Raw genomic sequence first — 25,885 nt, 5'->3', positions numbered from 1 at the left:
GAGATTAATGCTAAAACGCGGAGATATTCATGAGTAGTAAAGAACAGAAGACGCCAAACGAGCAAGTCTCGGAAGAAATGGAACAACACGTTCATCACGAGGATACGCTGCCGGAAGCGGCGGAAGGCGTCGATCTGCGCGATGCGCGTATCGCCGAACTGGAAGCCCAACTGGCGGAAGCTCAGCAGCAAGAGCGCGACAGCCTGCTGCGCGCCAAAGCGGAAGCGGAAAACATCCGTCGCCGCGCCGAACTGGACGTCGAGAAAGCGCACAAGTTCGCCCTGGAGAAATTCTCCGGCGATCTGCTGCCGGTGATCGACAACCTGGAGCGCGCGCTGGATCTGGCGGATAAAAACAATCCGGAACTGGCCGCAATGATTGAAGGCATCGAGCTGACGTTGAAATCGCTGCTGGACGTGGTGCGCAAGTACGGCATCGAAATCGTCGGCGACGTCAACGTGCCGTTCAACCCGGAAGTGCATCAGGCGATGAGCATGATGGAATCCGCCGATCACCAGCCGAACCACGTGATGATGGTGATGCAGAAAGGCTATACGCTGAACGGCCGCCTGCTGCGCCCTGCGATGGTCGCGGTCTCCAAGGCCAAGGCGTAATCGCTCCGGCAACCGCATAAAGAAAGGCACCCAAGGGTGCCTTTTTTGTTTCTGGGCTACGCCTGCGGCAGGCGCGGCATCCAGTCGATCGGCGTGAGCCCTTGCTGCTCCAGCAGCTGATTGGCCTGCGAGAAGTGGCGGCAGCCGAGGAAACCGCGGTGGGCGGAAAGCGGCGATGGGTGCGGCGCTTTCAGCACGTGGTGGCGGTTGCGGTCGATAAAGTTGCCTTTCTTCTGCGCGTGCGAGCCCCACAGCAGGAACACCACGCCTTCGCGGTTCTCGTTCAGGGCGGCGATCACCTTATCGGTAAAGGTTTCCCAGCCCAGATTGGCGTGCGAGTGCGCGCGGCCGCCCTCTACCGTCAGCACGGTGTTGAGCAGCAGCACCCCCTGTTCGGCCCAGCTTTGCAGGTAGCCGTGATCCGGGCGTTCGAAACCGGGAATGTCGGTCGCCAGCTCTTTATACATATTCACCAGCGACGGCGGCGCCGGCACGCCGGGGCGCACCGAGAAAGAGAGGCCATGCGCCTGATTGGGCCCGTGATACGGATCCTGGCCGAGGATGACGACCTTGACGTCCGCCAGCTCGGTAAAGCGGAACGCGTTGAACACGTCTTTCTGCGGTGGATAAATGGTCTTACCGGCCTGACGTTCAGCGGCAACAAAGGCGAGCGTTTCAACAAAATAGGGCTGCTCTTTCTCTTTGCCGATCACGTCATGCCAGGTGAGGGAGGTGGCCATAAACGCTCTCCTTTGTTTTCTTTAGCAATTCATGGGCTATAGCTTACCGTGTCGGCTCGCGCAGCGAAACCCGATTTTCATTTCTCGCCTCCGCGCGCCATGCAATTATTTTTGAAAATTTACAAAAATAATTGGTTTTTGCCGCAGTGGGAAAATTGATATAAAACATAAATTTGCCCCTTCACGCCCTGCGCCTACCCGGTAAAAATTGACTTTAATCAAGGAACTGGCCCGGTCAGGCTGGTATACAGAACAACAAGACAACAATGGTTTTACCAAATGGCCGAAACCAGGATTGGGTTTTCTCACGACGTGAATTTTTACGCCCTTGTACGGAGGCAACATAATGATTACCGGTATTCAAATTACCAAAGCGAACGACCAGGCGCTGGTGAACTCTTTCTGGCTGCTGGACGATGAAAAAGCGGAAGCCCGCTGCGTGTGTGCCAAGGCCAACTACGCGGAAGATCAGGTTGTCGCGGTGAGCGATCTGGGCCAGATCGAATACCGTGAAGTGCCGCTGGAAATGCAGCCGACCGTGCGCGTGGAAGGCGGTCAGCACCTGAACGTCAACGTGCTGCGTCGCGAAACCCTGGAAGACGCGGTCAAGCACCCGGAAAAATACCCGCAGCTGACCATTCGCGTGTCCGGTTATGCGGTGCGCTTCAATTCCCTGACGCCGGAACAGCAGCGCGACGTTATCGCCCGCACCTTTACCGAAAGCCTGTAATTTGCGGCGCAGTCAATCAGGGAGCTTCGGCTCCCTTTCTTGCGTTTGACGGCCGAAAACGGAATGCGGATCACATTCTGTACAAAGATAAGCATTTCTAATACAGAACTCATCCGACCTGCCGATAGCTAAATCAGCACCTATTCAGGTGCTCAATAAAAAGTCTATCGACAAGGAGTCGGCATGAGTATGCCTTTAAGTTTTACCTCTGCAGTATCCCCGGTGGCCGCGATCCCTACACCTCGCGCCGTTGCCGAGACGGCGACGGCGGCGCAGTCTGCGGCAGCGCCGGCAAATCCGGCGCCGGTGGCCACTCCCTCTCAGAACTCGCTCAATGCGCAGGCCCTGTTGAATACGCTGGTCGGCGATATCTCCGCGGCGGCGCCGACGGCGGCGGCAGCGCCGGGCGTGACCCGGGGGCAGCAATCGCAGGAAGGTGATTATGCGTTGGCGCTGTTGGCCAAGGACGTTTATTCACTGAACGGTCAGGGCGCTGCTGGGTTCAACCGCTTGAGCGACAGCGCGCTGCTCGGTTTCGGCATCGATCCCGCCAGCCTGCACGACGCGGGCAGCGGTTTCCAGGCCGGGGTTTACAGCAATGACAAGCAGTATGTGTTGGCGTTTGCCGGCACCAACGACTGGCGCGACTGGCTGAGCAACGTGCGGCAAGCGACGGGCTATGATGATGTGCAGTACAATCAGGCGGTTGCCGCCGCCAAAAGCGCCAAGGCGGCCTTCGGCGATGCGCTTGTGATCGCCGGTCATTCGCTCGGCGGCGGTCTGGCGGCCACGGCGGCGCTGGCGACCGGCACCGTCGCGGTCACCTTCAATGCGGCCGGGGTGTCAGATTACACGCTGAATCGCCTGGGTATCGATCCGGCGGCGGCGAAGAAAGACGCCGAAGCCGGCGGCATCCGTCGTTACAGCGAACAATATGACATGCTGACCAGCACCCAGGAGTCGACTTCGCTGATCCCGGACGCTATTGGCCACAACATCACCCTGGCCAACAACGATACCCTGACCGGTATCGATGACTGGCGGCCGAGCAAGCATCTGGATCGCAGCCTGACGGCGCACGGCATCGACAAGGTGATAAGCTCGATGGCGGAACAAAAGCCGTGGGAGGCGAAGGCCAATGCCTGAAGGGCGTCGCTTGCGGCGGGCGCTGGCGATAGCCTTACTGGCGCTGGCCGCGGTGACCGGTTTACTGATGATGGCTAAGGAGCAACAGATGGGGCAGGAGATTTCACCGTTTGATGGCCGTGGCAACCTGGCGCTGGCTCAGGCGGTGGCGCGCGGCGATGCGCAGGGCATCCATGCGCAGGCTACGCAGGATCGCTTGCGCGAACGGGGCGATCGGCAGGTCACGCTGTTGCAGTGGGCGGTGCTTTCGCAGCAGCCGGCCAGCGTGCAGGCGTTGCTGGATCTCGGGGCCGACCCGTCGGTAGCGGGGCTGGACGGCAACAGCGCGCTGCACACCGCGGCGATACTGCAAGACGCGCAGTATCTGCGGTTACTGCTGGCTGAAGGGGCGCAGGTGAACGTGCGCAATGCCGTTACCGGCGCCACGCCGCTTGCGGCGGCGGTGCTGGCCGGGCGCGAGGAGCAACTGCGGTTATTGCTGGCGGCCGGGGCGGACACCACCCTGAGCGATCGGCTGGGGGATACCCCGCTGCATGTGGCGGCGAAGATCAACGCGCCGCATCTGGCGCTGTTGCTGTTGCAGGCCGGGGCCGATGCCCAGGCGCGCAATCAGCAGGGTTATGCGTTCCAGTTTTATTTCTCGCAAACGCCGGCGCATTTGCAGAATGACGAGCTGAAGGCGCAGTTCCGCGAGCTGGATAAATGGCTGCAGGGGCGCCGCCTGGCCACGCATTACGCACAGCAGTAAACGCCCATAAAAAAACCGCCTGTACAGGCGGTTTTTTCTTAGGCAGCGGTGGTTATTCTGCGTCGCCGGCCGGTTTAGCCTTCGCCTGACGGCGTTTGCCGACGTTTTTGGCGTCGCGATGGCGCACTTTCACCTTGGCCTTCTCTTTGTTCTTCGCTTTATCTTCCGCGCGTTTGGCCAGCACTTTCTTCGATGGCTTGCCGTTGCTCTTCTCGTTCGGCACCTTGGTTTTCGGCCGCAGTTCGTCGATCACGCGCGCTTTCAGCGGCTCGTTCAGATAACGGCCCACTTTGCCCAGCAGCAGATGGTCGTGCGCTTCCACCAGCGAAATGGCGGTGCCTTTGCGCCCGGCGCGGCCGGTACGCCCGATGCGGTGCAGGTAGGTATCCGCAGTGCGCGGCATGTCGAAGTTGAACACGTGGGTGATATCGAGGATATCCAGGCCGCGTGCGGCAACGTCGGTGGCGACCAGCACGTTAACCCGGCCATCCATCATGCGTTTGACCGCTTCGTTGCGTTTGGCCTGCACCATCTCGCCTTCGAGATAGCAGGTGTTGATGCCCGCTTCGCGCAGCCAGGTGGCCAGCTCATGCACGCGCTCGCGCTTGCGCACGAAAATCACCGATTTCTGCACGTCCGGCTGTTTCAGCAGGTGGATCAGCAGCGCGGTTTTGTGCTGCACGTCATCGGCGCGGTAGTACCACTGCAGGATCTTCTTGCGTTCGCGGCGCGACGGATCGGCTTCCACTTCCACCGGCTCTTTCAGGATGCGTTCGGCGAATTCGCGGATCGCTTCGCCTTCCAGCGTGGCGGAGAACAGCAGCGTCTGGTTGCGCCAGCGGGTTTCGGCGGAGATGGTTTCGATGTCCTGCGCGAAGCCCATGTCGAGCATGCGGTCGGCTTCGTCGAGGATCAGGGTTTCCACCGCGCGGCAGTCGAAATTCTCTTCTTTAATGTATTGCAGCAAGCGGCCGGTGGTGGCGACTACCACGTCCTGGTTTTCGCTGAACACTTCCGCGTGGTTCATGTAAGCGACGCCGCCGGTGATGGTGGCGATATCCAGCGAGGTATGAGCAGCCAATTCACGCGCCTGGTCGGCGACCTGCATCGCCAGCTCGCGCGTTGGCGTCAGGATCAGCACGCGCGGCGGGCCGGATTTCTTGCGTGGAAAGTCCAGCAGGTGCTGCAACACGGGCAGCAGGAAGGCGGCGGTTTTGCCGGTGCCGGTCGGAGCCGAACCTAAGACGTCGCGCCCGTCCATCGCCGGCGGGATCGCAGCGGCCTGAATGGCGGTGGGGCGATCGTAGCCTTTGTCGCGCAGCGCGTCGATCAGGCGATCATCGAGTTCGAGTTCGGAAAAAGTGGTTGCTGTCATGGTCTACCTCTACTTGGGGCGCCGATTATAGACGGGTTGGCCGCGATCTTCACCTATTTAAGCGGAAAGCCGCTCTTTTCCCGCCGATCAGATTGCCTTATGCTACGCCAGTTTTATAGCCAGGTGGTGAGTGTGAGCAAGCGATCGAAAGCCGATTTTACCCCGCGCCGCGGGGGTTTTACCTTTAAACAATTCTTTGTCGCCCACGATCGTTGCGCCATGAAAGTGGGCACCGACGGGGTGTTGCTCGGCGCCTGGGCGCCGCTGGGGCAGGCGCGCCGGGTGCTGGACATCGGCAGCGGCAGCGGGCTGATCGCGCTGATGCTGGCGCAGCGCAGCGGCGACGAAGTGACCATCGACGCGGTGGAGCTGGATGAAGCCGCCGCCGGGCAGGCGCGCGAAAACGCGGCAGAATCGCCGTGGCCGCAGCGCATCCGCGTGCATGCGCAGGATATTCACCATTATGCGCAGCAGCATGCCGCTGAGTATGATCTGATCGTCAGCAACCCGCCGTATTTCGAGCCGGCGGTGGCCTGCCGCGACCAGGCGCGCCACAACGCGCGCTACACCGAAACCCTGACGCACGAGGCGCTGTTGGCCTGCGCGGCGCAGCTGCTGGCCGCGCAGGGGACGTTTTGCGTGGTGCTGCCGCACGACATCGGCGCCGAATTCGAACGCCTGGCGCAGCAAAGCGGCTGGCACACGGCGGCGAAAGTGAACGTCAGCGATCGCGCCGATACGCCGCGGCACCGGATGCTGCTGGCGCTGACCCGGCGGGAAACGCCGCTGCGGGAGCAGGCGCTGGCGATCAAACAGGCCGACGGCGGCTATACCGACGATTTCCGCCGGTTGATCGCCGACTTCTATCTGTTCTACTGAAAGGAAAAGGGCGCCGATAAGGCGCCCTGTCGCTTCGTTTAAGGCTGCAAAATGGTCGGCAGCGCTTCCTGCAGCAAATCCGGGTAGTCCAGCGTGTAGTGCAGGCCGCGGCTCTCTTTGCGCGCCATGGCGCTGCGCACGATAAGCTCGGCCACCTGCACCAGATTGCGCAGCTCCAGCAGGTTGTTGGAGATGCGGAAGTGCGCGTAGTACTCGTCGATTTCCGCCTGCAGCGTGTTGATGCGGCGCAGGGCGCGCTCCAGCCGCTTGGTGGTGCGCACGATGCCGACGTAATCCCACATGAACAGCCGCAGCTCGTGCCAGTTGTGCTGGATCACCACCCGTTCGTCCGCATCATCCACCCGGCTCTCATCCCAGTGCGGCACCTGTTTGGCCTGCTGGATGAACGGCAGGCGCTGCAGAATGTCTTCCGCCGCCGACCAACCGTAAACCAGGCACTCCAGCAGCGAATTCGACGCCATGCGGTTGGCGCCGTGCAGGCCGGTGTAGCTGACCTCGCCGATGGCGTACAGCCCGTCGAGATCGGTGCGGCCGTGCTGATCGACCATCACGCCGCCGCAGGTGTAGTGCGCCGCCGGAACGATGGGGATCGGTTGCCGGGTCAGATCGAAGCCCAGCGTCAGCAGCTTTTCGTGGATCATCGGGAAGTGCTGAGTGATGAATTCCGCCGGCTTGTGGCTGATGTCCAGGTACATGCAGTCGGCGCCCAGGCGCTTCATTTCATGGTCGATGGCGCGGGCGACGATATCGCGCGGGGCCAGTTCGCCACGCGGATCGAAATCCGGCATAAAGCGGCTGCCGTCCGGGCGCTTCAGGTAAGCCCCTTCGCCGCGCAGCGCTTCGGTCAGCAGAAAGTTGCGCGCCTGCGGATGGAACAGGCAGGTCGGGTGGAACTGGTTGAATTCCAGGTTGGCGACCCGGCAGCCGGCGCGCCAGGCCATGGCGATGCCGTCGCCGGAGGAGATGTCCGGGTTGGTGGTGTATTGGTACACCTTGGCCGCGCCGCCGGTGGCCAGCACCACCGTTTTGGCTCGGTAGGTTTCCACCCGTTCCAGCTCGCGGTTCCAGACGTAAGCGCCCACCACTCGGCGGGTGCCCGGCAGGCCGATTTTGTTCGAGGTGATAAGGTCAACCGCGTTGCGGCGTTCCATCACGCAAATATTGGGGTGAGCGCTTGCTTTCCCCACCAGCGTGGTCTCTACTTCCTTACCGGTAGCGTCCGCGGCGTGCAAGATGCGGCGATGGCTGTGGCCGCCTTCGCGCGTGAGGTGATAATGCGCCTCGCCCTGCGCGTTGACCTCGGTGTCGAACAGCACGCCCTGATCGATCAGCCACTGCACGCAGTGGCGCGCGTTGCCGGCGATGAATTCGACGGCCTCTTTGTCGCACAGGCCGGCGCCGGCAATCAAAGTGTCATCAACGTGTGAGGCAATGCTGTCCGTCTCATCGAACACCGCGGCGATCCCGCCCTGGGCGTAAAAGGTGGCGCCCTCGCTGAGCGGCCCCTTGCTGAGGACGGTAACCTTGCAATGCTGCGCCAGGCGCAGCGCCAGTGACAGGCCCGCAGCGCCGCTGCCGACGATCAGGACATCGCTAACATGTTCAGATGATGGTTGCATAACGTATGATGTGTGCAGAAGAAGAGTGAATTTCATGTTAGCCTAACTGTCCGGGCAAAAGCCACGGATAGGGTGACATCAACAGAAAAAACAATGGCGATATGGAACTTCGTGTTCTATATGAACTCCAAGCGAGTGCTTGCTCAGGAAAATAATGTATGGCTGGCAGTACAATTTTACGCGTGGAGACGGATTTGGGGAGAGTTTACCTCGGATGAGCGAGCAGTTAACGGATCAAGTTCTGGTCGAGCGGGTCCAAAAGGGCGACCAGAAGTCGTTTAACCTACTGGTAGTGCGCTATCAGCATAAGGTGGCGAGTCTCGTTTCCCGCTATGTGCCGCAGGGCGATGTGCCCGATGTGGTGCAGGAGTCGTTTATCAAGGCCTATCGCGCACTGGAATCGTTCCGTGGCGACAGCGCTTTTTATACCTGGTTGTATCGAATCGCCGTGAACACGGCAAAGAATTATCTGGTTGCTCAGGGGCGCCGTCCGCCATCCAGTGATGTGGACGCCAACGATGCGGAAAATTACGAAAGTGCGGGCGCACTGAAAGAAATTTCGAACCCTGAGAACTTAATGTTGTCAGAAGAGCTGAGACAGATAGTTTTCCGTACCATTGAGTCGCTCCCTGAGGATCTTCGCATGGCGATTACCCTGCGGGAGTTGGATGGTCTAAGCTACGAAGAGATAGCTGCCATCATGGATTGCCCGGTCGGAACCGTACGTTCGCGTATTTTCCGCGCCCGGGAAGCTATCGATAATAAAGTTCAACCGCTGATCCAGCGTTAGCAATGGCGGGCACAGGAAGGGTACTTAGGCATGCAGAAAGAAAAGCTTTCCGCTCTGATGGATGGTGAATCGTTCGACAGCGAGCTGTTGAGTTCTCTGTCGCAAGATCGAACGCTTCAACAAAGCTGGCAGAGCTATCACCTGATACGTGACACACTGCGAGGTGATGTCGGGCAAGTGATGCATCTCGACATCGCCGATCGCGTCGCCGCTGCACTTGAGAAAGAACCCGCCCGGCTGGCGCCTTCCGCCGTTCAGGAATCTCAGCCGCAGCCTCACACCTGGCAGAAAATGCCGTTCTGGGACAAAGTGCGTCCTTGGGCGAGCCAGATTACGCAAATCGGCATGGCGGCCTGCGTGTCGCTGGCGGTGATCGTCGGCGTGCAGCAGTACAACCAGCCTTCTGCGCCATCGAACGCGTCCGAATCGCCGGCCTTCACCACGCTGCCGATCATGGGCCAGGCCTCGCCGGTCAGCCTGGGCGTACCTGCCGACAGTTTCTCCACCGGCAGCGGCCAACAGCAGCAGGTGCAGGAACAGCGCAAGCGTATCAACGCCATGCTGCAGGACTATGAACTGCAACGTCGCCTGCATTCGGATCAGCTGCAGCTTGAGCAAGGCAACCCGCAACAGGCTGCCATTCAGGTTCCCGGAACTCAGTCTTTAGGAATGCAACAGCAGTAATGAAGCAAATCTGGTTCTCCGTTTGTTTATTGACGGGCAGCCTGCTCTATTCCAGCATCGCCCCGGCGCAGCCAACTGCGTCCGGGGCGTTATTGCAACAGATGAGCAGCGCCAGCCGTTCTCTCAATTACGAGCTCGCCTACATCAGCGTCAGCAAGCAGGGAATCGAGTCGTTGCGCTATCGCCATGCGGTGATCGGCAACGTGCCGCTCGGCCAGCTGCTGCATATGGACGGCCCGCGCCGCGAAGTGTTGCAGCGCGGCGGCGGGATCAGCTACTTCGAACCCGGTCTGGAACCGTTCACGCTCACCGGCGATCACATCGTCGATGCGCTGCCGGCGATCGTCTATGCTGATTTTACTCGTCTGGCGAAGTATTACGACTTCATCTCCGTGGGCAGCACCCGCATCGCCGATCGGCCGTGTGAAGTGCTGCGCGTGGTGGCGCGCGACGGTTCCCGCTACAGCTACATCGTTTGGATGGACGAAGACACCAAGCTGCCGCTGCGGGTGGATCTGCTCGATCGCGACGGCGAAACGCTGGAGCAATATCGGGTGATCTCCTTCGCGGTCGGCGCCGACGTGCAGGGCGCGATGCAGGGGCTGCTCAAAGCCAATTTGCCGCCGCTGCTGTCGCTGCCGGCGGTGGAAAACGTCCAGCTCAGCTGGAGCACCGGCTGGCTGCCGGCTGGCGTGGACGAGGTGGCGCGCAATCGCCGCAAATTGCCGAACGTCGCCGTGCCGGTGGAGTCCCGGCTCTACAGCGACGGTCTGTTCAGCTTCTCGGTCAACGTCAGCCCGGCGGGCAGCGGCGCCGGGCAGCAGTACTACCGTCAGGGGCGCCGCACCATTCAGACCGAAGTGCGCGCGGGCAACGAAATCACGATTGTGGGCGAATTGCCGCCGGCGACGGCCAAGCGCATCGCCGACAGCATTTCTTTCAAGGTATCGCCGTAATGATGAAAGAGTGGGCCACGGTGGTTTCGTGGCAACAGGGCGTAGCGCTGCTGCGCTGTGAACCCAAGGCCGGCTGCGGCAGCTGCACCGCGCGATCCGGCTGTGGCGCGCGTGCGCTGAACGAGCTGGTGCCGGAAACCGAGCATCAGCTGCAGGTGCATATCGATCAGCCGCTCGAACCGGGGCAGCGCGTCGAGGTCGGCATCGCGGAAGGCAGCCTGCTGCGCTCCGCCATGCTGGTTTACCTGACGCCGCTGCTGGGCATGATGTTGGGCGGCACGTTGCTGCAATATTGTTTCGGCAGCGACGCCTCGGCGGCAGTCGGCGCCGTATTGGGCGGTGGTGCGGCCTTTATGCTGGCTCGCCGCTTGGCTCGACGTCTGGGTGAGCAGGCCGATTACCAGCCGGTGGTGCTGCAGATTGGGTTGCCGCCTACCGCGATGCGCATGCAGGCGGAAAACTCCCCGCTGATTTAAACCGATGGCCGCGTCATCGCCGGGTTGTGATAGGCGGGGATGCGGTTGTGGATCATATGCTCCAACAGCGCGATGAACAGATCGGCGCTGAGCAGCGAATCGTAGTTAATCGCGAACAGCACATTTCCCTGGCCATCGAATAAGCGGATGCCGCGCTGCGGATGATTTTCCAACGTGCGGATCTGTTCGATAGGCACGTTTCCCCGTTCCGTCGTCAGCAGGGTGGCGCTCAGCCGCAGCGTTTCGGCCGGCGTGCCTTGCCGCTTGCCGAGCAGCAACTGCCACAGCCAGCGCGCGTCGCCCTCTATGGTGTGAAACGACACCGTCCCCCCCTGATAGAGCGCATTCAGCGCCAGCGGCCCGCGCTGCTGCAGCTGTTGGTCGACGATTACGTCGGCCAATCGCCACGAGTGGGCGACGTTGCTGAAAACCGTGCACCAGGGCTGATCCGCACCGGCGCGGAACGCCGTAACGTCAAACAGCCCGCCGAAAGCCTGGCCGCCGCGAAAGCGATAGATGTCGCTGATCTTCTCAAACGGGATGAAACGCTCTTTGTGATGGTGGCTGTCAAAGACCCGCACGCCGTGCTCGTACAGACGATAAGTCAGCGCCGGACGCAGATAATGCCGCAGCGCCAGCAGCGTACAGCCGAGTAAAATCGTGCCCGCGCCGGCCTGCAACAGCGTGATGACCTGGCTCTCGTCAATGCTGCTCAGCAGCGGCAGCACCAACAGCGCCGCCCCCACACTAAACAGCAGCGCCGCCGCCGCCAGTATGCCCCAGTTGACCTTTGAAAAATCGTGCCGGCTCAGCATTTGCCCTTTATCGATCATAATGCACCTTCCAATCAACGTACGCAGATATGCTGGTGAACCCCGGTGGGCTGCCGATGTAGTGCCCTGAATAATGTTTTGTCGCGGAGCTCATGCCCTTTCTATCCGAGGGACGGTGGTGGCGTATATGGGGTTTTTCCTAAAGGAAGTGGGGCAAAATGGAATTCTAAGAGGTTGATCCAAATATTCTTTTTTTATAATTTCGGAGAGGGTTTATTGCGCTGTGGCCGGTTATGTATTAGTGCCGGAGTTTGACGGCCACGAAGCACCGGCAAGCCTTGGGTTCAGGCCGCATCGTCCGCGTTAACATCTGTTTTCACCCGCCGGGGCGCCCTGTAACATTTAGCGGCGCATAATAGAATGCCTTCACTGCACCGATCGCTAGGTTTTCAGTGGTGTGGCATGTAGAATGCAGCGATTCAGGTGCAAGACGGCCTCACCCATTCACTGTCGCTTTAGGTCCATGCGGGTTTCTATAGGCGAGTAATTCAGAAATACCAAGGCAGAAAAACTTTTATAATGAAGCATATACGAAATTTCTCCATTATTGCCCATATTGACCACGGTAAGTCGACGCTGTCTGACCGCATTATCCAAATCTGCGGTGGCTTGACCGACCGTGAAATGGCTGCGCAGGTGCTCGATTCCATGGATCTGGAGCGTGAGCGCGGCATCACCATCAAGGCGCAGAGCGTGACGCTGGATTATAAAGCGCAGGATGGGCAGACCTATCAGCTTAACTTTATCGACACTCCCGGCCACGTTGACTTCTCCTATGAAGTTTCCCGCTCGCTGGCGGCCTGCGAAGGCGCGCTGCTGGTGGTGGACGCCGGCCAGGGCGTAGAAGCCCAGACGCTGGCCAACTGCTACACCGCGATCGAAATGGATCTGGAAGTGGTGCCGGTGTTGAACAAAATCGACCTGCCGGCCGCCGATCCGGATCGCGCCGCGCAGGAAATCGAAGACATCGTCGGCATCGACGCCACCGATGCCGTGCGCTGCTCGGCCAAAACCGGCGTCGGCGTGCCCGACGTGCTGGAGCGCCTGGTGCGCGACATCCCGCCGCCGCAGGGCGATCCGGATGCGCCGCTGCAGGCGTTGATCATCGACTCCTGGTTCGATAACTACCTGGGCGTCGTGTCTCTGGTGCGCGTTAAGAACGGCACCCTGCGCAAGGGCGACAAGATCAAGGTCATGAGTACCGGTCAGGTGTATAACGCCGATCGTTTGGGCATCTTCACGCCGAAGCAGGTCGATCGCGACGTGCTGAACTGCGGCGAAGTGGGTTGGCTGGTCTGCGCGATCAAAGACATCCTCGGCGCGCCGGTGGGCGATACCCTGACGCAGGCGCGTCAGCCGGCGGATAAAGCGCTGCCGGGCTTCAAGAAAGTGAAGCCGCAGGTGTACGCCGGTCTGTTCCCAATCAGCTCCGACGACTATGAATCTTTCCGTGATGCGCTGGGCAAGTTGAGCCTTAACGACGCTTCCCTGTTCTACGAGCCGGAAAGCTCCACCGCGTTGGGCTTCGGCTTCCGCTGCGGCTTCCTCGGTCTGCTGCACATGGAGATCATTCAGGAGCGTCTGGAGCGTGAATACGATCTGGATCTGATCACCACCGCGCCGACGGTAGTCTACGAAGTGGAAACCACCGGCAAAGAAGTGATCTACGTCGACAGCCCGTCCAAGCTGCCGCCGCTGAACAACATTCAGGAACTGCGCGAGCCGATCGCCGAATGTCACATGCTGATGCCGCAGGAATACCTGGGCAACGTCATCACCCTGTGCGTTGAGAAGCGCGGCGTGCAGACCAACATGGTTTACCACGGCAACCAGGTGGCGTTGACTTATGAAATCCCGATGGCGGAAGTGGTGCTCGACTTCTTCGACCGCCTGAAGTCCACGTCGCGCGGTTATGCGTCGCTGGATTACAACTTCAAGCGCTTCCAGGCCTCCGACATGGTGCGCGTGGACGTGCTGATCAACAACGAGCGCGTGGATGCGCTGGCGCTGATCACCCACCGCGACAACTCGCAGTATCGCGGCCGTGAACTGGTGGAGAAGATGAAAGATCTGATCCCGCGTCAGCAGTTCGACATCGCGATTCAGGCGGCGATCGGCACGCATATCATCGCGCGCTCCACCGTGAAGCAGCTGCGTAAAAACGTGCTGGCGAAATGCTACGGCGGTGACGTCAGCCGTAAGAAAAAGCTGCTGCAGAAACAGAAAGACGGTAAGAAACGCATGAAGCAGGTCGGCAACGTCGAGCTGCCGCAGGAAGCGTTCCTGGCCATTCTGCACGTCGGTAAAGACGGCAAGTAACCGCGACGAGTTCGCGAAACGAGGGAGTTTGCATGGCGAATATGTTTGCCCTGGTCCTGGCGTTGGCCACTCTGGTCACCGGGATCATCTGGTGCTTCGAGCGCTTTAAATGGGCGCCGGCCCGCCGCGCGAAGATCGCGGCGGTCAACGAACAGACCGCGGGCGCCGTCGACGATAAAACGCTGGCGAAAGTGGCGAAGCAGCCTGGTTGGGTAGAGACTGGCGCATCGGTGTTCCCGGTGCTGCTGCTGGTCTTTGTGGTGCGTTCGTTTATTTACGAACCGTTCCAGATCCCGTCCGGATCAATGATGCCGACGCTGTTGATTGGCGATTTCATTCTGGTGGAGAAATATGCCTACGGCATTAAAGATCCGATTACCCAGACGACGCTCATTGAAACCGGCCATCCGAAGCGTGGCGATATTGCGGTATTTAAATATCCGCTGGATCCGAAGCTGGATTATATCAAGCGCGTGATTGGCCTGCCGGGCGACCGTATTACTTACGATCCGGTGAATAAGCGCGTTACGGTGCAGCCGTCCTGCAACAGCGGGCAGTCCTGCGATACCGCGCTGGCCGTGACCTACGCCGATGCGCAGCCGAGCGACTTCGTGCAGCTGTTCAGCCGCAGCGGCATGGGCGAGGCCAGCAACGGCTTCTACCAGATCCCGCTGAACGATAACGTGCCGTCGGGCGGCATTCGCATGCGTGAGCGCCAGGAAAGCCTCGGCAACGTTACACATCGCATCCTGACCGTGCCGGACGCGCAGGATCGGGTGGGCGCTTACTATCAACAGCCGGGCAAACCGTTGGCGGAGTGGGTGGTGCCGGCCGGGCATTACTTCATGATGGGCGACAACCGTGACAACAGCGCGGACAGCCGTTACTGGGGCTTTGTGCCGGAGAAGAATCTGGTGGGCAAAGCCACGGCCATCTGGATGAGCTTTGAAAAACAGGAAGGCGAGTGGCCTACCGGCGTGCGTTTCAGCCGGATCGGCGGCATTCATTAATCGCTGATTTATTCCCTGTCAATTTCACGCCGCAGCCTACTGCGGCGTGAAAGATTAAGGGGATATAAACACAGCATTATGTTTCCACTCGTTGTAGAATACTTTCTCGAGCGATAAAAGTTGGCTCCTGCTGGGAGCCACTGCAAACGAAACAGCTTTGGATCGGCTTTCGGCGAAGCAGGCCTGTTCCGTGTGCTGCAAGTTTTTGACGCATTCTTGATCTATTGGTAACTCATGAACCCCATCGTAATAAACAGGCTGCAGCGGAAGCTGGGCTACACTTTTCAACAGCAGGAGCTTTTACTGCAGGCTTTGACTCACCGCAGCGCCAGCAGTAAACACAATGAACGTCTTGAGTTTCTGGGTGACTCGATTCTGAGCTTTGTCATCGCCAATGCGCTCTATCACCGTTTTCCTCGCGTAGACGAGGGCGACATGAGCCGCATGCGCGCCACGCTGGTGCGCGGCAATACGCTGGCGGAGATGGCGCGCGAGTTTGACCTGGGCGAATGTCTGCGGCTTGGGCCGGGCGAATTGAAAAGTGGTGGGTTCCGCCGCGAGTCAATCCTGGCGGATACGGTGGAGGCATTGATCGGCGGCGTGTTCCTGGACAGCGACATCCAGACCGTCGAGCGCCTGATTTTGGACTGGTATCGCAGCCGGTTGGACGAAATCAGCCCCGGCGATAAGCAGAAAGACCCGAAAACCCGTTTGCAGGAATTTTTGCAGGGGCGTCATCTGCCGTTGCCTTCTTATTTGGTGGTGCAGGTTCGCGGAGAAGCGCACGACCAGGAGTTTACCATCCACTGCCAGGTGAGTGGTTTGAGCGAGCCCGTGGTGGGCACCGGCTCGAGCCGCCGTAAAGCCGAGCAGGCGGCAGCGGAACAAGCGCTGAAAAAGCTGGAGCTTGAATGAGCGAAGTAAAACAACACTGCGGGTTTATCGCCATCGTCGGCCGCCCGAACGTGGGCAAATCGACGTTGCTGAACCAACTGCTGGGGCAGAAGGTTTCCATTACGTCGCGTAAGCCGCAGACGACCCGTCACCGCATCATGGGCATCGACACCGATGGCGCCTATCAGGCGATCTACGTCGATACCCCAGGGCTGCACATCGAAGAAAAACGCGCCATCAACCGTTTGATGAACCGCGCGGCCAGCAGCTCAATCGGCGACGTTGAGCTGGTGATCTTCGTGGTCGAAGGCACCAACTGGACCGCCGACGACGAAATGGTGGTCAACAAGCTGCGCAGCCTGCGTTGCCCGGTATTGCTGGCGATCAACAAGGTCGATAACGTTACCGACAAATCCAAGCTGTTGCCGCACATCGCGTTCCTCAGCCAGCAGATGAATTTCCTCGACGTGGTGCCTATCTCCGCCGAGAAAGGGATGAACGTCGACACCATCGCCGGCATCGTGCGCAAGCTGCTGCCGGAAGCGGAACACCACTTCCCGGAAGATTACATCACCGATCGTTCCCAGCGCTTTATGGCGTCTGAGATCATCCGCGAGAAGTTGATGCGTTTCCTGGGTGAAGAGCTGCCGTACTCAGTGACGGTAGAAATCGAACAGTTCGTGGCCAACGATCGCGGCGGCTACGATGTGCACGGCCTGATCCTGGTTGAGCGCGAAGGCCAGAAGAAAATGGTCATCGGCAACAAGGGCGCCAAGATCAAAACCATCGGCATCGAAGCGCGCCAGGACATGGAACAGATGTTCGACGCCAAAGTGCATCTCGAGCTGTGGGTGAAAGTGAAATCCGGTTGGGCGGACGACGAACGTGCGCTGCGCAGCCTGGGCTATGTTGACGATCTGAAGTAACGATCCGTGGACGGCTGGGAGCGCGCTTTCGTCCTGCATGGGCGGCCGTACAGTGAAACCAGTCTGATGCTGGATCTGTTTACCGAAGGTCATGGGCGGGTGCGTTTGCTGGCGAAAGGCGCGCGCAGCCGCCGCTCCAATCTGAAGGGTTGCCTGCAGCCCTTTACCCCCCTGTTAGTGCGCTGGGGCGGGCGTGGCGAAGTGAAAACGCTGCGCAACGCCGAAGCGGTCTCTCTCGGTTTACCCCTCAGCGGCATGATGCTTTACAGCGGCCTGTACGTGAACGAACTGCTGGCGCGCGTGCTGGAGCAGGAAACCAACTACTCGGTGCTGTTCTTCGACTACTTGCAATGCCTGCAGGCGCTGGCGGCGGAAGACAGTTCGCCGGAACAGGCGCTGCGCCAGTTCGAGCTGGCTTTGTTGCATCATCTCGGCTACGGCCTCGATTTTCTGCACTGTGCCGGCAGCGGCCTGCCGGTGGATGACGCCATGACCTACCGCTACCGCGAAGAGAAAGGCTTTATCGCCAGCCTGGTGGTGGATCATTACAGCTTCACCGGGCGCGAACTGCGCGCGCTGGCGGAGCGGCATTTTCCCGATGCCGAGACGCTGCGCGCCGCCAAGCGCTTCACCCGCATGGCGCTGAAGCCCTACCTCGGCGGCAAGCCGTTGAAGAGCCGCGAACTGTTCCGCCAATTCGTGCGCAAACAGCCGAATACGCCGGTCGACGACGCCTGACCTTTTCCCCTTTTGCCGCCCTGCGCCCGCGTGTAAACTGCTGGCACTGAAAATCGTATTTAGAGGTTGTCATGGCTGATTTGCTGCTGGGCGTCAATATCGATCACATCGCCACGTTACGTAACGCGCGCGGAACCCAATACCCGGATCCGGTTCAGGCGGCATTCATTGCCGAACAGGCGGGGGCCGACGGCATTACCGTGCATCTGCGCGAAGATCGCCGCCATATCACCGACCGCGACGTGCGCTTGTTGCGCCAGACCATCCAGACGCGCATGAACCTGGAGATGGCGGTGACCGACGAGATGCTGGACATCGCCATTGAGCTGCAGCCGCATTTCTGCTGTCTGGTGCCGGAAAAACGCGAGGAAGTGACCACCGAAGGCGGCCTGGACGTCGCCGGCCAGCTGGACAAAATGAGCGTGGCGGTCGAGCGCCTGGCGCAGGCTGGCATTCTGGTTTCGCTGTTCATCGATCCCGATCATCGCCAGATCGACGCGGCGGTGGCGGTGGGCGCCCCTTACATCGAAATCCACACCGGCGCCTACGCGGAAGCACAGGGCGAGCTGGCGGTACAGGCCGAGCTGCGCCGCATCGCGGTAGCCGCCGCCTACGCGGCCGAGAAGGGGCTGAAGGTCAACGCCGGCCACGGCCTGACCTACCATAACGTGCAGCCGATCGCCGCGCTGCCGGAAATGCACGAGCTCAACATCGGCCATGCGATTATCGGCCAGGCGGTGATGAGCGGGCTGCCGGCCGCGGTTGCCGACATGAAAGTGTTGATGCGGGAAGCGCGCCGGTAATGGCGGTGCTCGGGCTGGGTACCGACATCGTCGAGATGGCGCGTATCGAAGCGGTGGTGGAGCGCAGCGGCGATCGTCTGGCGCGCCGGGTGCTGAGCGACGCCGAGTGGGCGCTGTATCAGCAGCACCAGCAGCCGATCCGCTTTCTGGCCAAACGTTTCGCGGTGAAAGAGGCCGCCGCCAAGGCGTTCGGCACCGGCATTCGCAACGGCCTGGCGTTCAATCAGTTCGAAGTGTTCAACGATGCGCTGGGCAAGCCGAATATTCGTTTGCACGGTCGCGCCGCCGAACTGGCGGGGGAGATGGGGGTCACCGCGATCCACGTTTCGCTGGCCGATGAACGGCGTTATGCCTGCGCGACGGTGATCGTCGAAAGCTGAAAAGAGAAAGGGCGCCTGTGGCGCCCTTGTCAGTCCTGCGGCGATTAAATGCGATCGGCGTGGTGCAACACCACGAACTTGTCCCACAGCTGCTCATTAGTCTCGCGATGCTGCGGATCGGTGATGATAGTGTTGTCGATAGGGCAAACCTGCTGACAGGTCGGCGTATCGTAATGACCAACGCACTCGGTGCAGCGATCGGTATCGATTTGGTAAATGTCATCACCCATCGAAATTGCCTGGTTCGGGCATTCCGGCTCGCACATGTCGCAGTTGATGCATTTCTTGGTAATCAGCAGTGCCATTGTCAGTTATCTTTCCATCGGTGTGCTCGGGCTGGCGCGCAATCTATCATAGAATCGCCGCGCAACGGGCACTTTTTCGTCATCTTACCGCTTAGGGTAACTCAGGCGGATCGTCAGCCAACTGATCGAAATCAACCATTCTCTGCCCGTCAAACACCCAGCGTTTATCTGCATCTGCGATGCGTATCGTAGGCATCACTTCGGGATGGGCAATCCGTATTCCCGCCTCTTGGGCAAACAACCCGATAAAATCGAACGCGCTTAAGGGATCATCAATGATCTGGTGCTGTTGGTCGCGATCGCTCAGCACCAGCAACGGCACCTGGTAATTCTGCCGGGTATCGCCGCTGTGGCGTAAAGAACGCCCACCGCCGATATCCTTGTGGGAAAGGCCGTGATCGGAGAAATAGAACAGTTTAAACGTTGCGCCGCTCTGTTTCAGGCTGTGATAAACCTGCTCGATAAAACGGTCGGTCTTGCGGTAGGTAGAGAGATAGCAGGCCAGCTCCTTATTCGGCGACTCGACGCTCGGCGGTTCGCCGTTAAGCCGCTCGCAAAAGTCGGCGTGCGAGCCCATCAGATGCAGCACATACAGATTGCCTTGTCCTTGGCGACGCAATAATGGGTCAAATATCGGCAGCAGCGCATCGTCATCGGTATTGCGCGATTGGAAGTCGCCTTTCTTCAGGAAATAATGGCTATCGCTGAACATGGCGATTTTTGATACCGGCGTATCGAATTGTCCGAACATGCCCTGATTGGACAGCCAGTGGGTTTTGAGACCGGCGGCTTTTGCCAGGGTGATGATATTATCTCCGATGGCAATGTTGTGGCCGTTGCTCAAAGCCAGCGTGCGAGGAAGCGATTCGAACGTATTTGGCGCAGTGGAAATATAATTGCTGTAAAATCGTCCATTGGCATTATCCAGAAACGGCGTAGTGGACACCGGATAACCAAATAATGACATATGATCTTTGCGCATACTTTCGCCGACGATAATGACATAGTTTCCATTTGTCGGTGCGCCTGCGGTTATTGACCAAGTATCCGGTGTTGTAGCACCGGCACTTAATTCATCAACCTGCTGTTGGTATTGATGGTAAGCCGAGTAGAGGGATAAAAAGAAGTCAGGCAATTTAAGATTCGCCACACCGCCATTGAAGGCTCTGGCGATAATGATAACCATCAGCAGGGCTAGCAAGGGAAGTATAGTTTTTTTTGAAATGGCTTGCCGCCAAATAAATAGGCCGAGAATGGCCAGCATAACCAGAATGGCGGCGGGCAGCAGATAACAACTGGCCGGCAGGGTCTGCAAAAACTCCCTCGCTTCTATGAGGTTGGTTTGCAACAGGGCGGACATCACGGCAGCGGAAGGGGTACCGTAAATGGCCCCGACCGGCGCATACAGCGCGCACAGCAGAATAAACGGAATAATCAGGCCGTATCGGGTAAGCGAATGAATAGATAATAATAGCAAAGTAAGCGCAATAAAAAGAATATCAATACCTTTTCCACCGCTGTATCCCATCGCCTTGATTAGAATCAATGCAGTAATGACATAGAGCAAAAAGGTACGCAGAATCGGATGCGTCACGGAATGCCGCAACTTATCTAAAATAACAGTGTGTGTATTCATAATGGTATCGTTAAATAATGCTGTCCATGCACGCCCAATTATTGATCGATAATTGAGCAGGTCACCGCCCGCACATTATTTTTCGAATGCAGAGAAGGGAAATAATTGAACTGGCGGCGTTTTATCGGCCGCCATTATACGCGTCAAACCAACTTTTTCATTAACTGTTCGCTGTGCTTGATGCGATCGCGGGCATGATCGAGATCGTGCTGGATCAGGGCCATAAACAACAGGTCGGTGAGGGCGAACTGGGCCGTGCTGGAGGAGATGGCCGCGCTGCGGGTATGGGGCTCTTCGGCGATGGTATAGAGGCAGTGGTCCGCGCGCTGCTGCAGACCATTGGGCGAGAAGCTGGTCAGCGCCAGCACCCTGGCGCCGGCCTGGCGCGCCTCTTCCGCCGCCAGATTGATTTCACGCCGTTCGCCGCTGAAGGAGATAGCCAGCAGCAGATCGCGCTTGTCCAGCGCCTGCACCGCCGCCAACTGGACGTGCATGTCCGCTTCGGCCACCGCCATCACGCCGATTTTCAGCAGCTTGAAGGAAAAATCCTTGGCCACCAGCCCGGAGGCGCCGATGCCGATCAGCATCACCCGGCGCGCCTGGCGCAGCATGTCCAGCGCCTGATGCAGCCGTTCTTCGCTGTTGATGTCCAGCGTCGCGCGCAGCGCCGCCTGCTTTTCCGCCAGCAGCTTTTCACCGACGGTTTTCAGCGTGTCGCTGCTGAGGATGTGGTTGTGAACGGTCACTACCGGTTCAACCTGTGGCTGAGCCAGCGTCTCGCTCAGCGCCAGCTTCAGCGCCGGGAAACCTTTATAGCCCAGTTTTTGGGCGAACTTCACCACGCTCGACTGGCTGATGCCGGCCAACTGGGCCAGCTTTTGCGAGCTGAGATGGCGCGCCTGCTCGGCGTTATTCAGCAGAAAGTCCGCCAGCTTGCGGTCGTTTTGCGCCAGTGTCGGATACATCTGGCGAATGCGCAGAAGGGTACTCATTGTTCTTTCCCTGGAAACCAGCGGCCATTTTGCCATGCAGAGGGCGAAAACGCGCGGTGAAAATTTTTGTGAGCTCACCGTTAAAATAGCAAATAGCGCTCGCTTTGTTGAATAAAATATTCAAATATTGATTAAGTTTTGTGAATTAAAAATTCAAAGGTGAACAGATGAACTTAGGCGCACTGGTATCGGAAACCCGCAACCCGGCCACCATGGGGCTGGATGAAATGTCGACGCTGGACATGGTCCGTTGCTTTAACCAGGAAGATCGCAAGGTGCCGGAGGCGATTGAACAGGTGCTGCCGGCGATTGCGCAGGCGGTCGATTTGGCCGCGGCGGCGTTGAAGGCCGGCGGCCGGTTGATTTATTTGGGCGCCGGCACCAGCGGCCGCCTGGGGGTATTGGATGCCTCCGAGTGCCCGCCGACCTTCGGCGTGCCGCACGGCGTGGTGGTGGGGCTGATCGCCGGCGGGCCGGGCGCGCTGCTCAAAGCGGTGGAGGGGGCGGAAGATGACGAGACCCTGGGCGAAGCCGATCTCCGGGCGCTGAACCTCAGCGCCATCGATATGGTGGTGGGGCTGGCGGCCTCGGGGCGCACGCCCTACGTGATCGGCGCACTGCGCTATGCGCGCGGACTGGGCTGCCCGACGGCGGCCATCTCCTGCAACCCGGATTCGCCGATTGCGCACGAAGCGCAGGTGGCGATTTCGCCGGTGGTAGGGCCGGAGGCGCTGACCGGTTCGACGCGCCTGAAATCCGGCACTGCGCAGAAACTGGTGCTCAACATGCTGTCGACCGGCGCGATGGTCAAACTGGGCAAGGTTTACCAGAACCTGATGGTGGACGTGAAGGCCACCAACGTCAAACTGGTGGATCGCGCCTGCCGCATCGTGGTTGAGGCCACCGGCGCCGAACGCGCTCAGGCGGAAGCGGCGCTGGCGCAGACCGGCTTTGAGGTTAAACCGGCGATCCTGATGCTTTTGGCCGGCGTCAGCGCCGAAGAGGCGCAGCAGCGGCTGCAGCGGCACGATGGCTACCTGCGCGCGGCGCTGGCGCGTTAATTCACGGTGGGGGCGGCGATGGACAAGACAACGGCATTGGCGACACAGATCCTGGCGGGCGTGGGGGGCGAGGGCAATATCCTCAAACTGGAGAACTGCATGACGCGGGTGCGCGTTGAGGTCAGCGACGAGCAGCGTCTGGACCTGGCCGCCCTCAAGCAGCTGCCCGGCGTGAAAGGCTATATCAAACAGGGTGAGCAGCATCAGTTTATCGTCGGCCCGGGCGCCGCCGCCAAGGTGGTGGACGCCATGCGCGGGCTGTTGAGCGGCAGCGCGCAGCCCGCCGTCGGTGACGCCGCCCGCACCAAGGCGCAGGCCAAGCAAAAATATGCTGCGCCGATGAGCGGCGCGCTGAAAAAGCTGGCCGACGTTTTTATTCCGCTGATCCCGGCGTTTATCGCCTCGGGCCTGATCACCGGCATCATCAACCTGCTGAAACGGCCCGACATCGCCGGTCAGCTGGCCGTGGACTACCCGAACGCGCTGGGGCTGCTGGCGATCTTCGGCAGCGCGGTGTTCGCCATCATGAACATTCTGGTCGGGGTCAACGCCGCGCGGGTATTCGGCGGCTCGCAGGCGATGGGCGGCGTGATGGCCGGCATTCTCTCCAGCCCGGCGCTGGCGCAGATCACGTTGTTCGGGGAGGCGCTGCAGCCGGGGCGCGGCGGGGTGATCGCCGTGCTGCTGGTGGTGGCGTTGATGTGCTGGGTGGAGAAACGCCTGCGCACGCTGTTGCCGGAGTCGGTCGAGCTGATCCTTAACCCGCTGCTGACCACGCTGGTCACCGCCTCATTGGCGATCCTGATCCTGCAGCCGGTCGGGGGGGTTATTTCCGATGCCATCGCCCACGGCGCCAATCTGGCGATCGACAAGGGCGGGCTGCTGGTGGGGGCGCTGCTCTCGGGGCTGTTCCTGCCGCTGGTGCTCTCCGGCCTGCATCAGGGGCTGGTGCCGATCCACGTCGAGCTGGTGCAGGCGCACGGTTCCAACCCGCTGCTGCCGATCCTGGCGATGGCCGGCGTCGGGCAGGTGGGGGCGGCGCTGGCGGTGCTGTTGAAAACCCGCAACGCGCGGCTGAAGCAGGTGATCAAAGGGGCGTTGCCGGTCGGCATTCTCGGCATCGGCGAGCCGCTGATCTTCGGGGTGACGCTGCCGCTGGGCCGGCCGTTTATCGGCGCCTGCCTCGGCGGCGCGGTAGGCGGCGCGCTAATCAGCTACTGGAAAGTGGCGACGGTGATTACCTTCGGCATTTCGGGGCTGCCTTTGGCGTTGACCATCGTCTCAGGTAAGGTGATGTTGTATCTGGCGGGGATGCTGATTACGATTATCGCCGGTTTTCTCTTCACCTGGATGATGGGGTTCAACGATCCCGAGGAGTAGCGTTTGAGCGACAAGCAGCAACAACCGGCCGCAGAGGGGCGCCGCGTGGTCTTCTTTGATCTGGACGGCACCCTGCATCAGGAGGATATGTTCGGCAGTTTCTTGCGCTTTCTGCTGCGCTGCTTACCGCTGAACCTGTTGCTGGTGATACCGCTGCTGCCGCCGATCGGGTTGGCGCTGCTGCTGCTGGGGCGCGCCGCGCGTTGGCCGATGAGCCTGCTGCTGTGGGCGATCACTTTCGGGCGCTCCGAAGCGACGCTGAAGGCGCTGGAGCGGCAGTTTATCGAGGCTTTCCGCCAGAAGGTGACCGCGTTTCCGGTGGTGCAAATGCGGCTGAGGCAGTATTTGGATGAACACGATGCCGAGGTGTGGCTGATTACCGGCTCGCCGGAGCAACTGGTGGAGCAGGTGTATCGGGATTCGGCGTTTCTGCCGCGGGTGCGGTTGATCGGCAGCCGCATCACGCGACGCTGCGGCGGTTGGGTCTTGACCTTGCGCTGCCTGGGGGCGCAGAAAGTGGTGCAGCTGGAACAGCGGCTCGGCGCGCCGCTGAAGCTTTACAGCGGTTACAGCGACAGCAAGCAGGACAATCCGCTGCTGTTTTTTTGCGAACACCGCTGGCGGGTAAGCAAGCAGGGCGAGCTGCAGCAGCTGGAATAAACAAAGGGCGGAGAATTCCGCCCTTTGCTGTTATCGCTGCCGCGATCAGTCGTCGGTTACGTCGTGCGGTTTGCGCCCGAGCTGCCAAATCTTCTCCGCATAATGCCCCAACGCCCACAGGCTCAGGCCGAGCAGCGCGAAGAAAATCGCCTTCGGCATGCTGTCCCAGAAAAACTCGAACAGGCGGGTATACAGGTTGATGCCGAGGAAGGTCAGTCCGAAACCGCGCAGCATGGCGTCGTCATGCTTCAACCCCAGCCAGATGGCGGCGAGGGCGGCCAGCCCGAACAGCAGGCTCCAGTGGAACAGCTCAATCTGGCGCGCGCGGTACCAGCTGTCGAGATCGCCGTAGTTGCCGAAGATGGACAGCAGCCACAGCGCGATGAACAGGTACAGCAGGCCCATCGCCAGCGACACCCGCTGCAGGCCGCGTTGCGCCAATAGCGGCCGCAGCAGCAATGCGGAGGCGATCAGCACCGCGCCGAAGGCGATAAAGCGGATCGGGTAGCTCATGCCGAGCCAGTAGGCGCCCCAGCCGGACAGGTAGCCGGTCTCGGCGCCGAAGGCATTGCCGAGCGATAGCAGGGCGAACCACCACACCAGCCCGGAGCGGCTGAACCAGCCGATCGCGCCGTACAGCAGCGCGGCGACCAGCAGCAGTACGGAAATCCGGCCGCTGCCGTTATCCAGCCAGACCCCCAACTGCCATAAGGCGCAGGCGGTAAGCAACACGGCGACAAACAATGCCGCCTCGTTGCCGTAGCGTTTTTCCGGGTGCCGTTGGCGGCGGCGCAGCGCCCAGACGTAGGCCAGCGCTGCCAACACCCCGGCGATCGCCATGCGTACCGGCGCGTCGAAGCGGAACAGTTCGCTCAGCCATGCAAGCAGTGCGCTGTCGGCGAACAGGCTGGTGACGGCGATCAGCAGCGAGGCCAGCGCGGCGAGAAATGCATAGCGCGCCAGCCGCCGCCAATCGAAAGGTTGTACGTCCACATGCAGCAGCAACTGCTGCCGTTGTTCGGGCGTCATGGCGCCTTCCCCAACCCAGCCGTCCAGCGCCTTGCGCACCACGACGGCGTTCTTTTTACTGAGTTTCATGTTTCTTGTCCCTGAATCACATGCTGATTCGGCCAGTATAGCCATTGGCGGGCGGCTACGACAAAGGGAGGC

Annotated in this window: 27 protein-coding genes; 19 read left to right on the top strand and 8 right to left on the bottom strand. The window is 60.1% G+C overall.

Annotated features, from left to right (window positions below; translation table 11 throughout):
* Positions 1–29 precede the first annotated feature (29 nt).
* The gene (grpE, locus tag J0F90_RS18705; RefSeq protein ID WP_033639594.1) at positions 30–614 is read left to right on the top strand and encodes a nucleotide exchange factor GrpE; all 585 of its coding nucleotides are present in this window, start codon (positions 30–32) and stop codon (positions 612–614) included.
* 56 nt (positions 615–670) lie between these two features.
* Here grpE and ung read toward each other — a convergent pair whose 3' ends face one another.
* Positions 671–1,354, bottom strand: a complete 684-nt coding sequence (gene ung, locus J0F90_RS18700) for a uracil-DNA glycosylase (RefSeq protein WP_004929112.1) — start codon at positions 1,352–1,354, stop codon at positions 671–673.
* A 346-nt stretch (positions 1,355–1,700) separates the two neighbouring features.
* Here ung and grcA point away from each other — a divergent pair, with 346 nt between their 5' ends.
* From grcA to J0F90_RS18685, 3 genes are all read left to right on the top strand, one after another.
* Positions 1,701–2,084, top strand: a complete 384-nt coding sequence (gene grcA, locus J0F90_RS18695; RefSeq protein ID WP_004929114.1) for an autonomous glycyl radical cofactor GrcA — start codon at positions 1,701–1,703, stop codon at positions 2,082–2,084.
* Between the two features lie 183 nt (positions 2,085–2,267).
* Entirely contained in the window at positions 2,268–3,230 is a 963-nt protein-coding gene (locus J0F90_RS18690; protein WP_033639595.1) for a Tle-like phospholipase domain-containing protein, read from the top strand.
* A complete protein-coding gene (locus J0F90_RS18685; RefSeq protein WP_033639596.1) occupies positions 3,223–3,978 on the top strand; it encodes an ankyrin repeat domain-containing protein in 756 nt (251 codons plus the stop codon). Before J0F90_RS18690 ends, J0F90_RS18685 begins: the two co-directional genes overlap by 8 nt.
* A 52-nt stretch (positions 3,979–4,030) precedes the next feature.
* Here the strand turns inward: J0F90_RS18685 and srmB are convergent, their stop codons facing one another.
* The gene (gene srmB, locus J0F90_RS18680; RefSeq protein ID WP_016929798.1) at positions 4,031–5,353 is read right to left on the bottom strand and encodes an ATP-dependent RNA helicase SrmB; all 1,323 of its coding nucleotides are present in this window, start codon (positions 5,351–5,353) and stop codon (positions 4,031–4,033) included.
* A gap of 99 nt (positions 5,354–5,452) precedes the next feature.
* Between srmB and trmN the strand changes: the two genes are divergently transcribed.
* Entirely contained in the window at positions 5,453–6,232 is a 780-nt protein-coding gene (trmN, locus tag J0F90_RS18675) for a tRNA(1)(Val) (adenine(37)-N(6))-methyltransferase TrmN (protein ID WP_033639597.1), read from the top strand.
* A gap of 38 nt (positions 6,233–6,270) precedes the next feature.
* On the opposite strand, the gene nadB is transcribed toward trmN, so the two are convergent.
* Positions 6,271–7,872: an L-aspartate oxidase gene (gene nadB, locus J0F90_RS18670; protein ID WP_195757899.1), complete on the bottom strand. Its 1,602-nt coding sequence runs from the start codon at positions 7,870–7,872 to the stop codon at positions 6,271–6,273.
* A 214-nt stretch (positions 7,873–8,086) separates the two neighbouring features.
* On the opposite strand from nadB, the gene rpoE reads away from it, so the two are divergent.
* From rpoE to rseC, 4 genes are read left to right on the top strand one after another with little or no spacing between them, the layout of a single operon-like run.
* A complete protein-coding gene (rpoE, locus tag J0F90_RS18665; RefSeq protein WP_004929136.1) occupies positions 8,087–8,662 on the top strand; it encodes an RNA polymerase sigma factor RpoE in 576 nt (191 codons plus the stop codon).
* 30 nt (positions 8,663–8,692) lie between these two features.
* On the top strand, positions 8,693–9,346 hold the full coding sequence (rseA, locus tag J0F90_RS18660) for an anti-sigma-E factor RseA (protein WP_033639599.1): 654 nt from the start codon (positions 8,693–8,695) through the stop codon (positions 9,344–9,346).
* Positions 9,346–10,302, top strand: coding sequence for a sigma-E factor regulatory protein RseB (gene rseB, locus J0F90_RS18655; protein WP_016929794.1), 957 nt, complete (start codon positions 9,346–9,348; stop codon positions 10,300–10,302). The genes rseA and rseB overlap by 1 nt, the downstream gene beginning before the upstream one ends.
* Entirely contained in the window at positions 10,302–10,778 is a 477-nt protein-coding gene (rseC, locus tag J0F90_RS18650; RefSeq protein ID WP_004929144.1) for a SoxR-reducing system protein RseC, read from the top strand. The genes rseB and rseC overlap by 1 nt, the downstream gene beginning before the upstream one ends.
* Here rseC and J0F90_RS18645 read toward each other — a convergent pair.
* Positions 10,775–11,611 carry a hypothetical protein gene (locus J0F90_RS18645; protein WP_016929793.1) on the bottom strand — a complete coding sequence of 279 codons (837 nt, stop codon included), beginning with the start codon at positions 11,609–11,611 and terminating at the stop codon, positions 10,775–10,777. The genes rseC and J0F90_RS18645 overlap by 4 nt on opposite strands.
* Positions 11,612–12,130: 519 nt before the next feature.
* On the opposite strand from J0F90_RS18645, the gene lepA reads away from it, so the two are divergent.
* The 7 genes from lepA (at position 12,131) to acpS (ending at position 18,681) form a co-directional block, all read left to right on the top strand.
* The gene (gene lepA / locus J0F90_RS18640) at positions 12,131–13,930 is read left to right on the top strand and encodes a translation elongation factor 4 (RefSeq protein ID WP_004929150.1); all 1,800 of its coding nucleotides are present in this window, start codon (positions 12,131–12,133) and stop codon (positions 13,928–13,930) included.
* Positions 13,931–13,962: 32 nt separating this feature from the next.
* A complete protein-coding gene (lepB, locus tag J0F90_RS18635) occupies positions 13,963–14,940 on the top strand; it encodes a signal peptidase I (RefSeq protein ID WP_016929791.1) in 978 nt (325 codons plus the stop codon).
* 234 nt (positions 14,941–15,174) lie between these two features.
* Positions 15,175–15,855, top strand: coding sequence for a ribonuclease III (gene rnc, locus J0F90_RS18630; protein WP_004929158.1), 681 nt, complete (start codon positions 15,175–15,177; stop codon positions 15,853–15,855).
* Entirely contained in the window at positions 15,852–16,760 is a 909-nt protein-coding gene (gene era / locus J0F90_RS18625) for a GTPase Era (protein WP_004929162.1), read from the top strand. The genes rnc and era overlap by 4 nt, the downstream gene beginning before the upstream one ends.
* A 6-nt stretch (positions 16,761–16,766) precedes the next feature.
* Positions 16,767–17,498: a DNA repair protein RecO gene (recO, locus tag J0F90_RS18620; RefSeq protein WP_033639600.1), complete on the top strand. Its 732-nt coding sequence runs from the start codon at positions 16,767–16,769 to the stop codon at positions 17,496–17,498.
* Positions 17,499–17,569: 71 nt separating this feature from the next.
* Positions 17,570–18,301, top strand: a complete 732-nt coding sequence (gene pdxJ, locus J0F90_RS18615; RefSeq protein ID WP_016929790.1) for a pyridoxine 5'-phosphate synthase — start codon at positions 17,570–17,572, stop codon at positions 18,299–18,301.
* Entirely contained in the window at positions 18,301–18,681 is a 381-nt protein-coding gene (acpS, locus tag J0F90_RS18610) for a holo-ACP synthase (protein WP_004929169.1), read from the top strand. The genes pdxJ and acpS overlap by 1 nt, the downstream gene beginning before the upstream one ends.
* 44 nt (positions 18,682–18,725) lie before the next feature.
* Here acpS and J0F90_RS18605 read toward each other — a convergent pair whose 3' ends face one another.
* From J0F90_RS18605 to J0F90_RS18595, 3 genes are all read right to left on the bottom strand, one after another.
* The gene (locus J0F90_RS18605) at positions 18,726–18,986 is read right to left on the bottom strand and encodes a YfhL family 4Fe-4S dicluster ferredoxin (RefSeq protein WP_033639601.1); all 261 of its coding nucleotides are present in this window, start codon (positions 18,984–18,986) and stop codon (positions 18,726–18,728) included.
* Between the two features lie 91 nt (positions 18,987–19,077).
* A complete protein-coding gene (locus tag J0F90_RS18600) occupies positions 19,078–20,622 on the bottom strand; it encodes a phosphoethanolamine transferase (protein ID WP_195757900.1) in 1,545 nt (514 codons plus the stop codon).
* Positions 20,623–20,765: 143 nt separating this feature from the next.
* The gene (locus tag J0F90_RS18595) at positions 20,766–21,614 is read right to left on the bottom strand and encodes a MurR/RpiR family transcriptional regulator (RefSeq protein WP_033639602.1); all 849 of its coding nucleotides are present in this window, start codon (positions 21,612–21,614) and stop codon (positions 20,766–20,768) included.
* A 167-nt stretch (positions 21,615–21,781) separates the two neighbouring features.
* Between J0F90_RS18595 and murQ the strand changes: the two genes are divergently transcribed.
* The 3 genes from murQ to yfhb are packed head-to-tail and all read left to right on the top strand — an operon-like array spanning position 21,782 to position 24,715.
* Positions 21,782–22,675: an N-acetylmuramic acid 6-phosphate etherase gene (gene murQ / locus J0F90_RS18590; protein ID WP_033639603.1), complete on the top strand. Its 894-nt coding sequence runs from the start codon at positions 21,782–21,784 to the stop codon at positions 22,673–22,675.
* 18 nt (positions 22,676–22,693) lie between these two features.
* Positions 22,694–24,055 carry a PTS transporter subunit EIIC gene (locus J0F90_RS18585; RefSeq protein WP_033639604.1) on the top strand — a complete coding sequence of 454 codons (1,362 nt, stop codon included), beginning with the start codon at positions 22,694–22,696 and terminating at the stop codon, positions 24,053–24,055.
* Positions 24,056–24,058: 3 nt separating this feature from the next.
* On the top strand, positions 24,059–24,715 hold the full coding sequence (gene yfhb, locus J0F90_RS18580; protein ID WP_033639605.1) for a phosphatidylglycerophosphatase C: 657 nt from the start codon (positions 24,059–24,061) through the stop codon (positions 24,713–24,715).
* A 45-nt stretch (positions 24,716–24,760) separates the two neighbouring features.
* Here yfhb and J0F90_RS18575 read toward each other — a convergent pair whose 3' ends face one another.
* The gene (locus J0F90_RS18575) at positions 24,761–25,813 is read right to left on the bottom strand and encodes a DUF2157 domain-containing protein (protein WP_033639606.1); all 1,053 of its coding nucleotides are present in this window, start codon (positions 25,811–25,813) and stop codon (positions 24,761–24,763) included.
* Between the last annotated feature and the right edge of the window lie 72 nt (positions 25,814–25,885).

This window comes from Serratia marcescens subsp. marcescens ATCC 13880, assembly GCF_017299535.1.
Taxonomy (GTDB): Bacteria; Pseudomonadota; Gammaproteobacteria; order Enterobacterales; family Enterobacteriaceae; genus Serratia; species Serratia marcescens.
Note: the sequence above shows the minus strand (reverse complement) of the source record. Positions and strands in the feature narration are given on the sequence as shown.

What these genes read in the sequence shown, in the direction of transcription:
- era (WP_004929162.1), top strand. Translation starts at nt 15,852, where the DNA reads ATGAGCGAAGTAAAACAACACTGCGGGTTTATCGCCATCGTCGGCCGC.
- pdxJ (WP_016929790.1), top strand. Translation starts at nt 17,570, where the DNA reads ATGGCTGATTTGCTGCTGGGCGTCAATATCGATCACATCGCCACGTTA.
- J0F90_RS18585 (WP_033639604.1), top strand. Translation starts at nt 22,694, where the DNA reads ATGGACAAGACAACGGCATTGGCGACACAGATCCTGGCGGGCGTGGGG.
- rseA (WP_033639599.1), top strand. Translation starts at nt 8,693, where the DNA reads ATGCAGAAAGAAAAGCTTTCCGCTCTGATGGATGGTGAATCGTTCGAC.
- rseC (WP_004929144.1), top strand. Translation starts at nt 10,302, where the DNA reads ATGATGAAAGAGTGGGCCACGGTGGTTTCGTGGCAACAGGGCGTAGCG.
- srmB (WP_016929798.1), bottom strand. Translation starts at nt 5,353, where the DNA reads ATGACAGCAACCACTTTTTCCGAACTCGAACTCGATGATCGCCTGATC.
- J0F90_RS18690 (WP_033639595.1), top strand. Translation starts at nt 2,268, where the DNA reads ATGAGTATGCCTTTAAGTTTTACCTCTGCAGTATCCCCGGTGGCCGCG.
- rnc (WP_004929158.1), top strand. Translation starts at nt 15,175, where the DNA reads ATGAACCCCATCGTAATAAACAGGCTGCAGCGGAAGCTGGGCTACACT.
- murQ (WP_033639603.1), top strand. Translation starts at nt 21,782, where the DNA reads ATGAACTTAGGCGCACTGGTATCGGAAACCCGCAACCCGGCCACCATG.
- ung (WP_004929112.1), bottom strand. Translation starts at nt 1,354, where the DNA reads ATGGCCACCTCCCTCACCTGGCATGACGTGATCGGCAAAGAGAAAGAG.
- J0F90_RS18685 (WP_033639596.1), top strand. Translation starts at nt 3,223, where the DNA reads ATGCCTGAAGGGCGTCGCTTGCGGCGGGCGCTGGCGATAGCCTTACTG.
- grpE (WP_033639594.1), top strand. Translation starts at nt 30, where the DNA reads ATGAGTAGTAAAGAACAGAAGACGCCAAACGAGCAAGTCTCGGAAGAA.
- nadB (WP_195757899.1), bottom strand. Translation starts at nt 7,872, where the DNA reads ATGCAACCATCATCTGAACATGTTAGCGATGTCCTGATCGTCGGCAGC.
- lepB (WP_016929791.1), top strand. Translation starts at nt 13,963, where the DNA reads ATGGCGAATATGTTTGCCCTGGTCCTGGCGTTGGCCACTCTGGTCACC.
- trmN (WP_033639597.1), top strand. Translation starts at nt 5,453, where the DNA reads ATGCTACGCCAGTTTTATAGCCAGGTGGTGAGTGTGAGCAAGCGATCG.
- J0F90_RS18605 (WP_033639601.1), bottom strand. Translation starts at nt 18,986, where the DNA reads ATGGCACTGCTGATTACCAAGAAATGCATCAACTGCGACATGTGCGAG.
- J0F90_RS18645 (WP_016929793.1), bottom strand. Translation starts at nt 11,611, where the DNA reads ATGATCGATAAAGGGCAAATGCTGAGCCGGCACGATTTTTCAAAGGTC.
- J0F90_RS18575 (WP_033639606.1), bottom strand. Translation starts at nt 25,813, where the DNA reads ATGAAACTCAGTAAAAAGAACGCCGTCGTGGTGCGCAAGGCGCTGGAC.
- rpoE (WP_004929136.1), top strand. Translation starts at nt 8,087, where the DNA reads ATGAGCGAGCAGTTAACGGATCAAGTTCTGGTCGAGCGGGTCCAAAAG.
- lepA (WP_004929150.1), top strand. Translation starts at nt 12,131, where the DNA reads ATGAAGCATATACGAAATTTCTCCATTATTGCCCATATTGACCACGGT.
- grcA (WP_004929114.1), top strand. Translation starts at nt 1,701, where the DNA reads ATGATTACCGGTATTCAAATTACCAAAGCGAACGACCAGGCGCTGGTG.
- J0F90_RS18595 (WP_033639602.1), bottom strand. Translation starts at nt 21,614, where the DNA reads ATGAGTACCCTTCTGCGCATTCGCCAGATGTATCCGACACTGGCGCAA.
- acpS (WP_004929169.1), top strand. Translation starts at nt 18,301, where the DNA reads ATGGCGGTGCTCGGGCTGGGTACCGACATCGTCGAGATGGCGCGTATC.
- rseB (WP_016929794.1), top strand. Translation starts at nt 9,346, where the DNA reads ATGAAGCAAATCTGGTTCTCCGTTTGTTTATTGACGGGCAGCCTGCTC.
- J0F90_RS18600 (WP_195757900.1), bottom strand. Translation starts at nt 20,622, where the DNA reads ATGAATACACACACTGTTATTTTAGATAAGTTGCGGCATTCCGTGACG.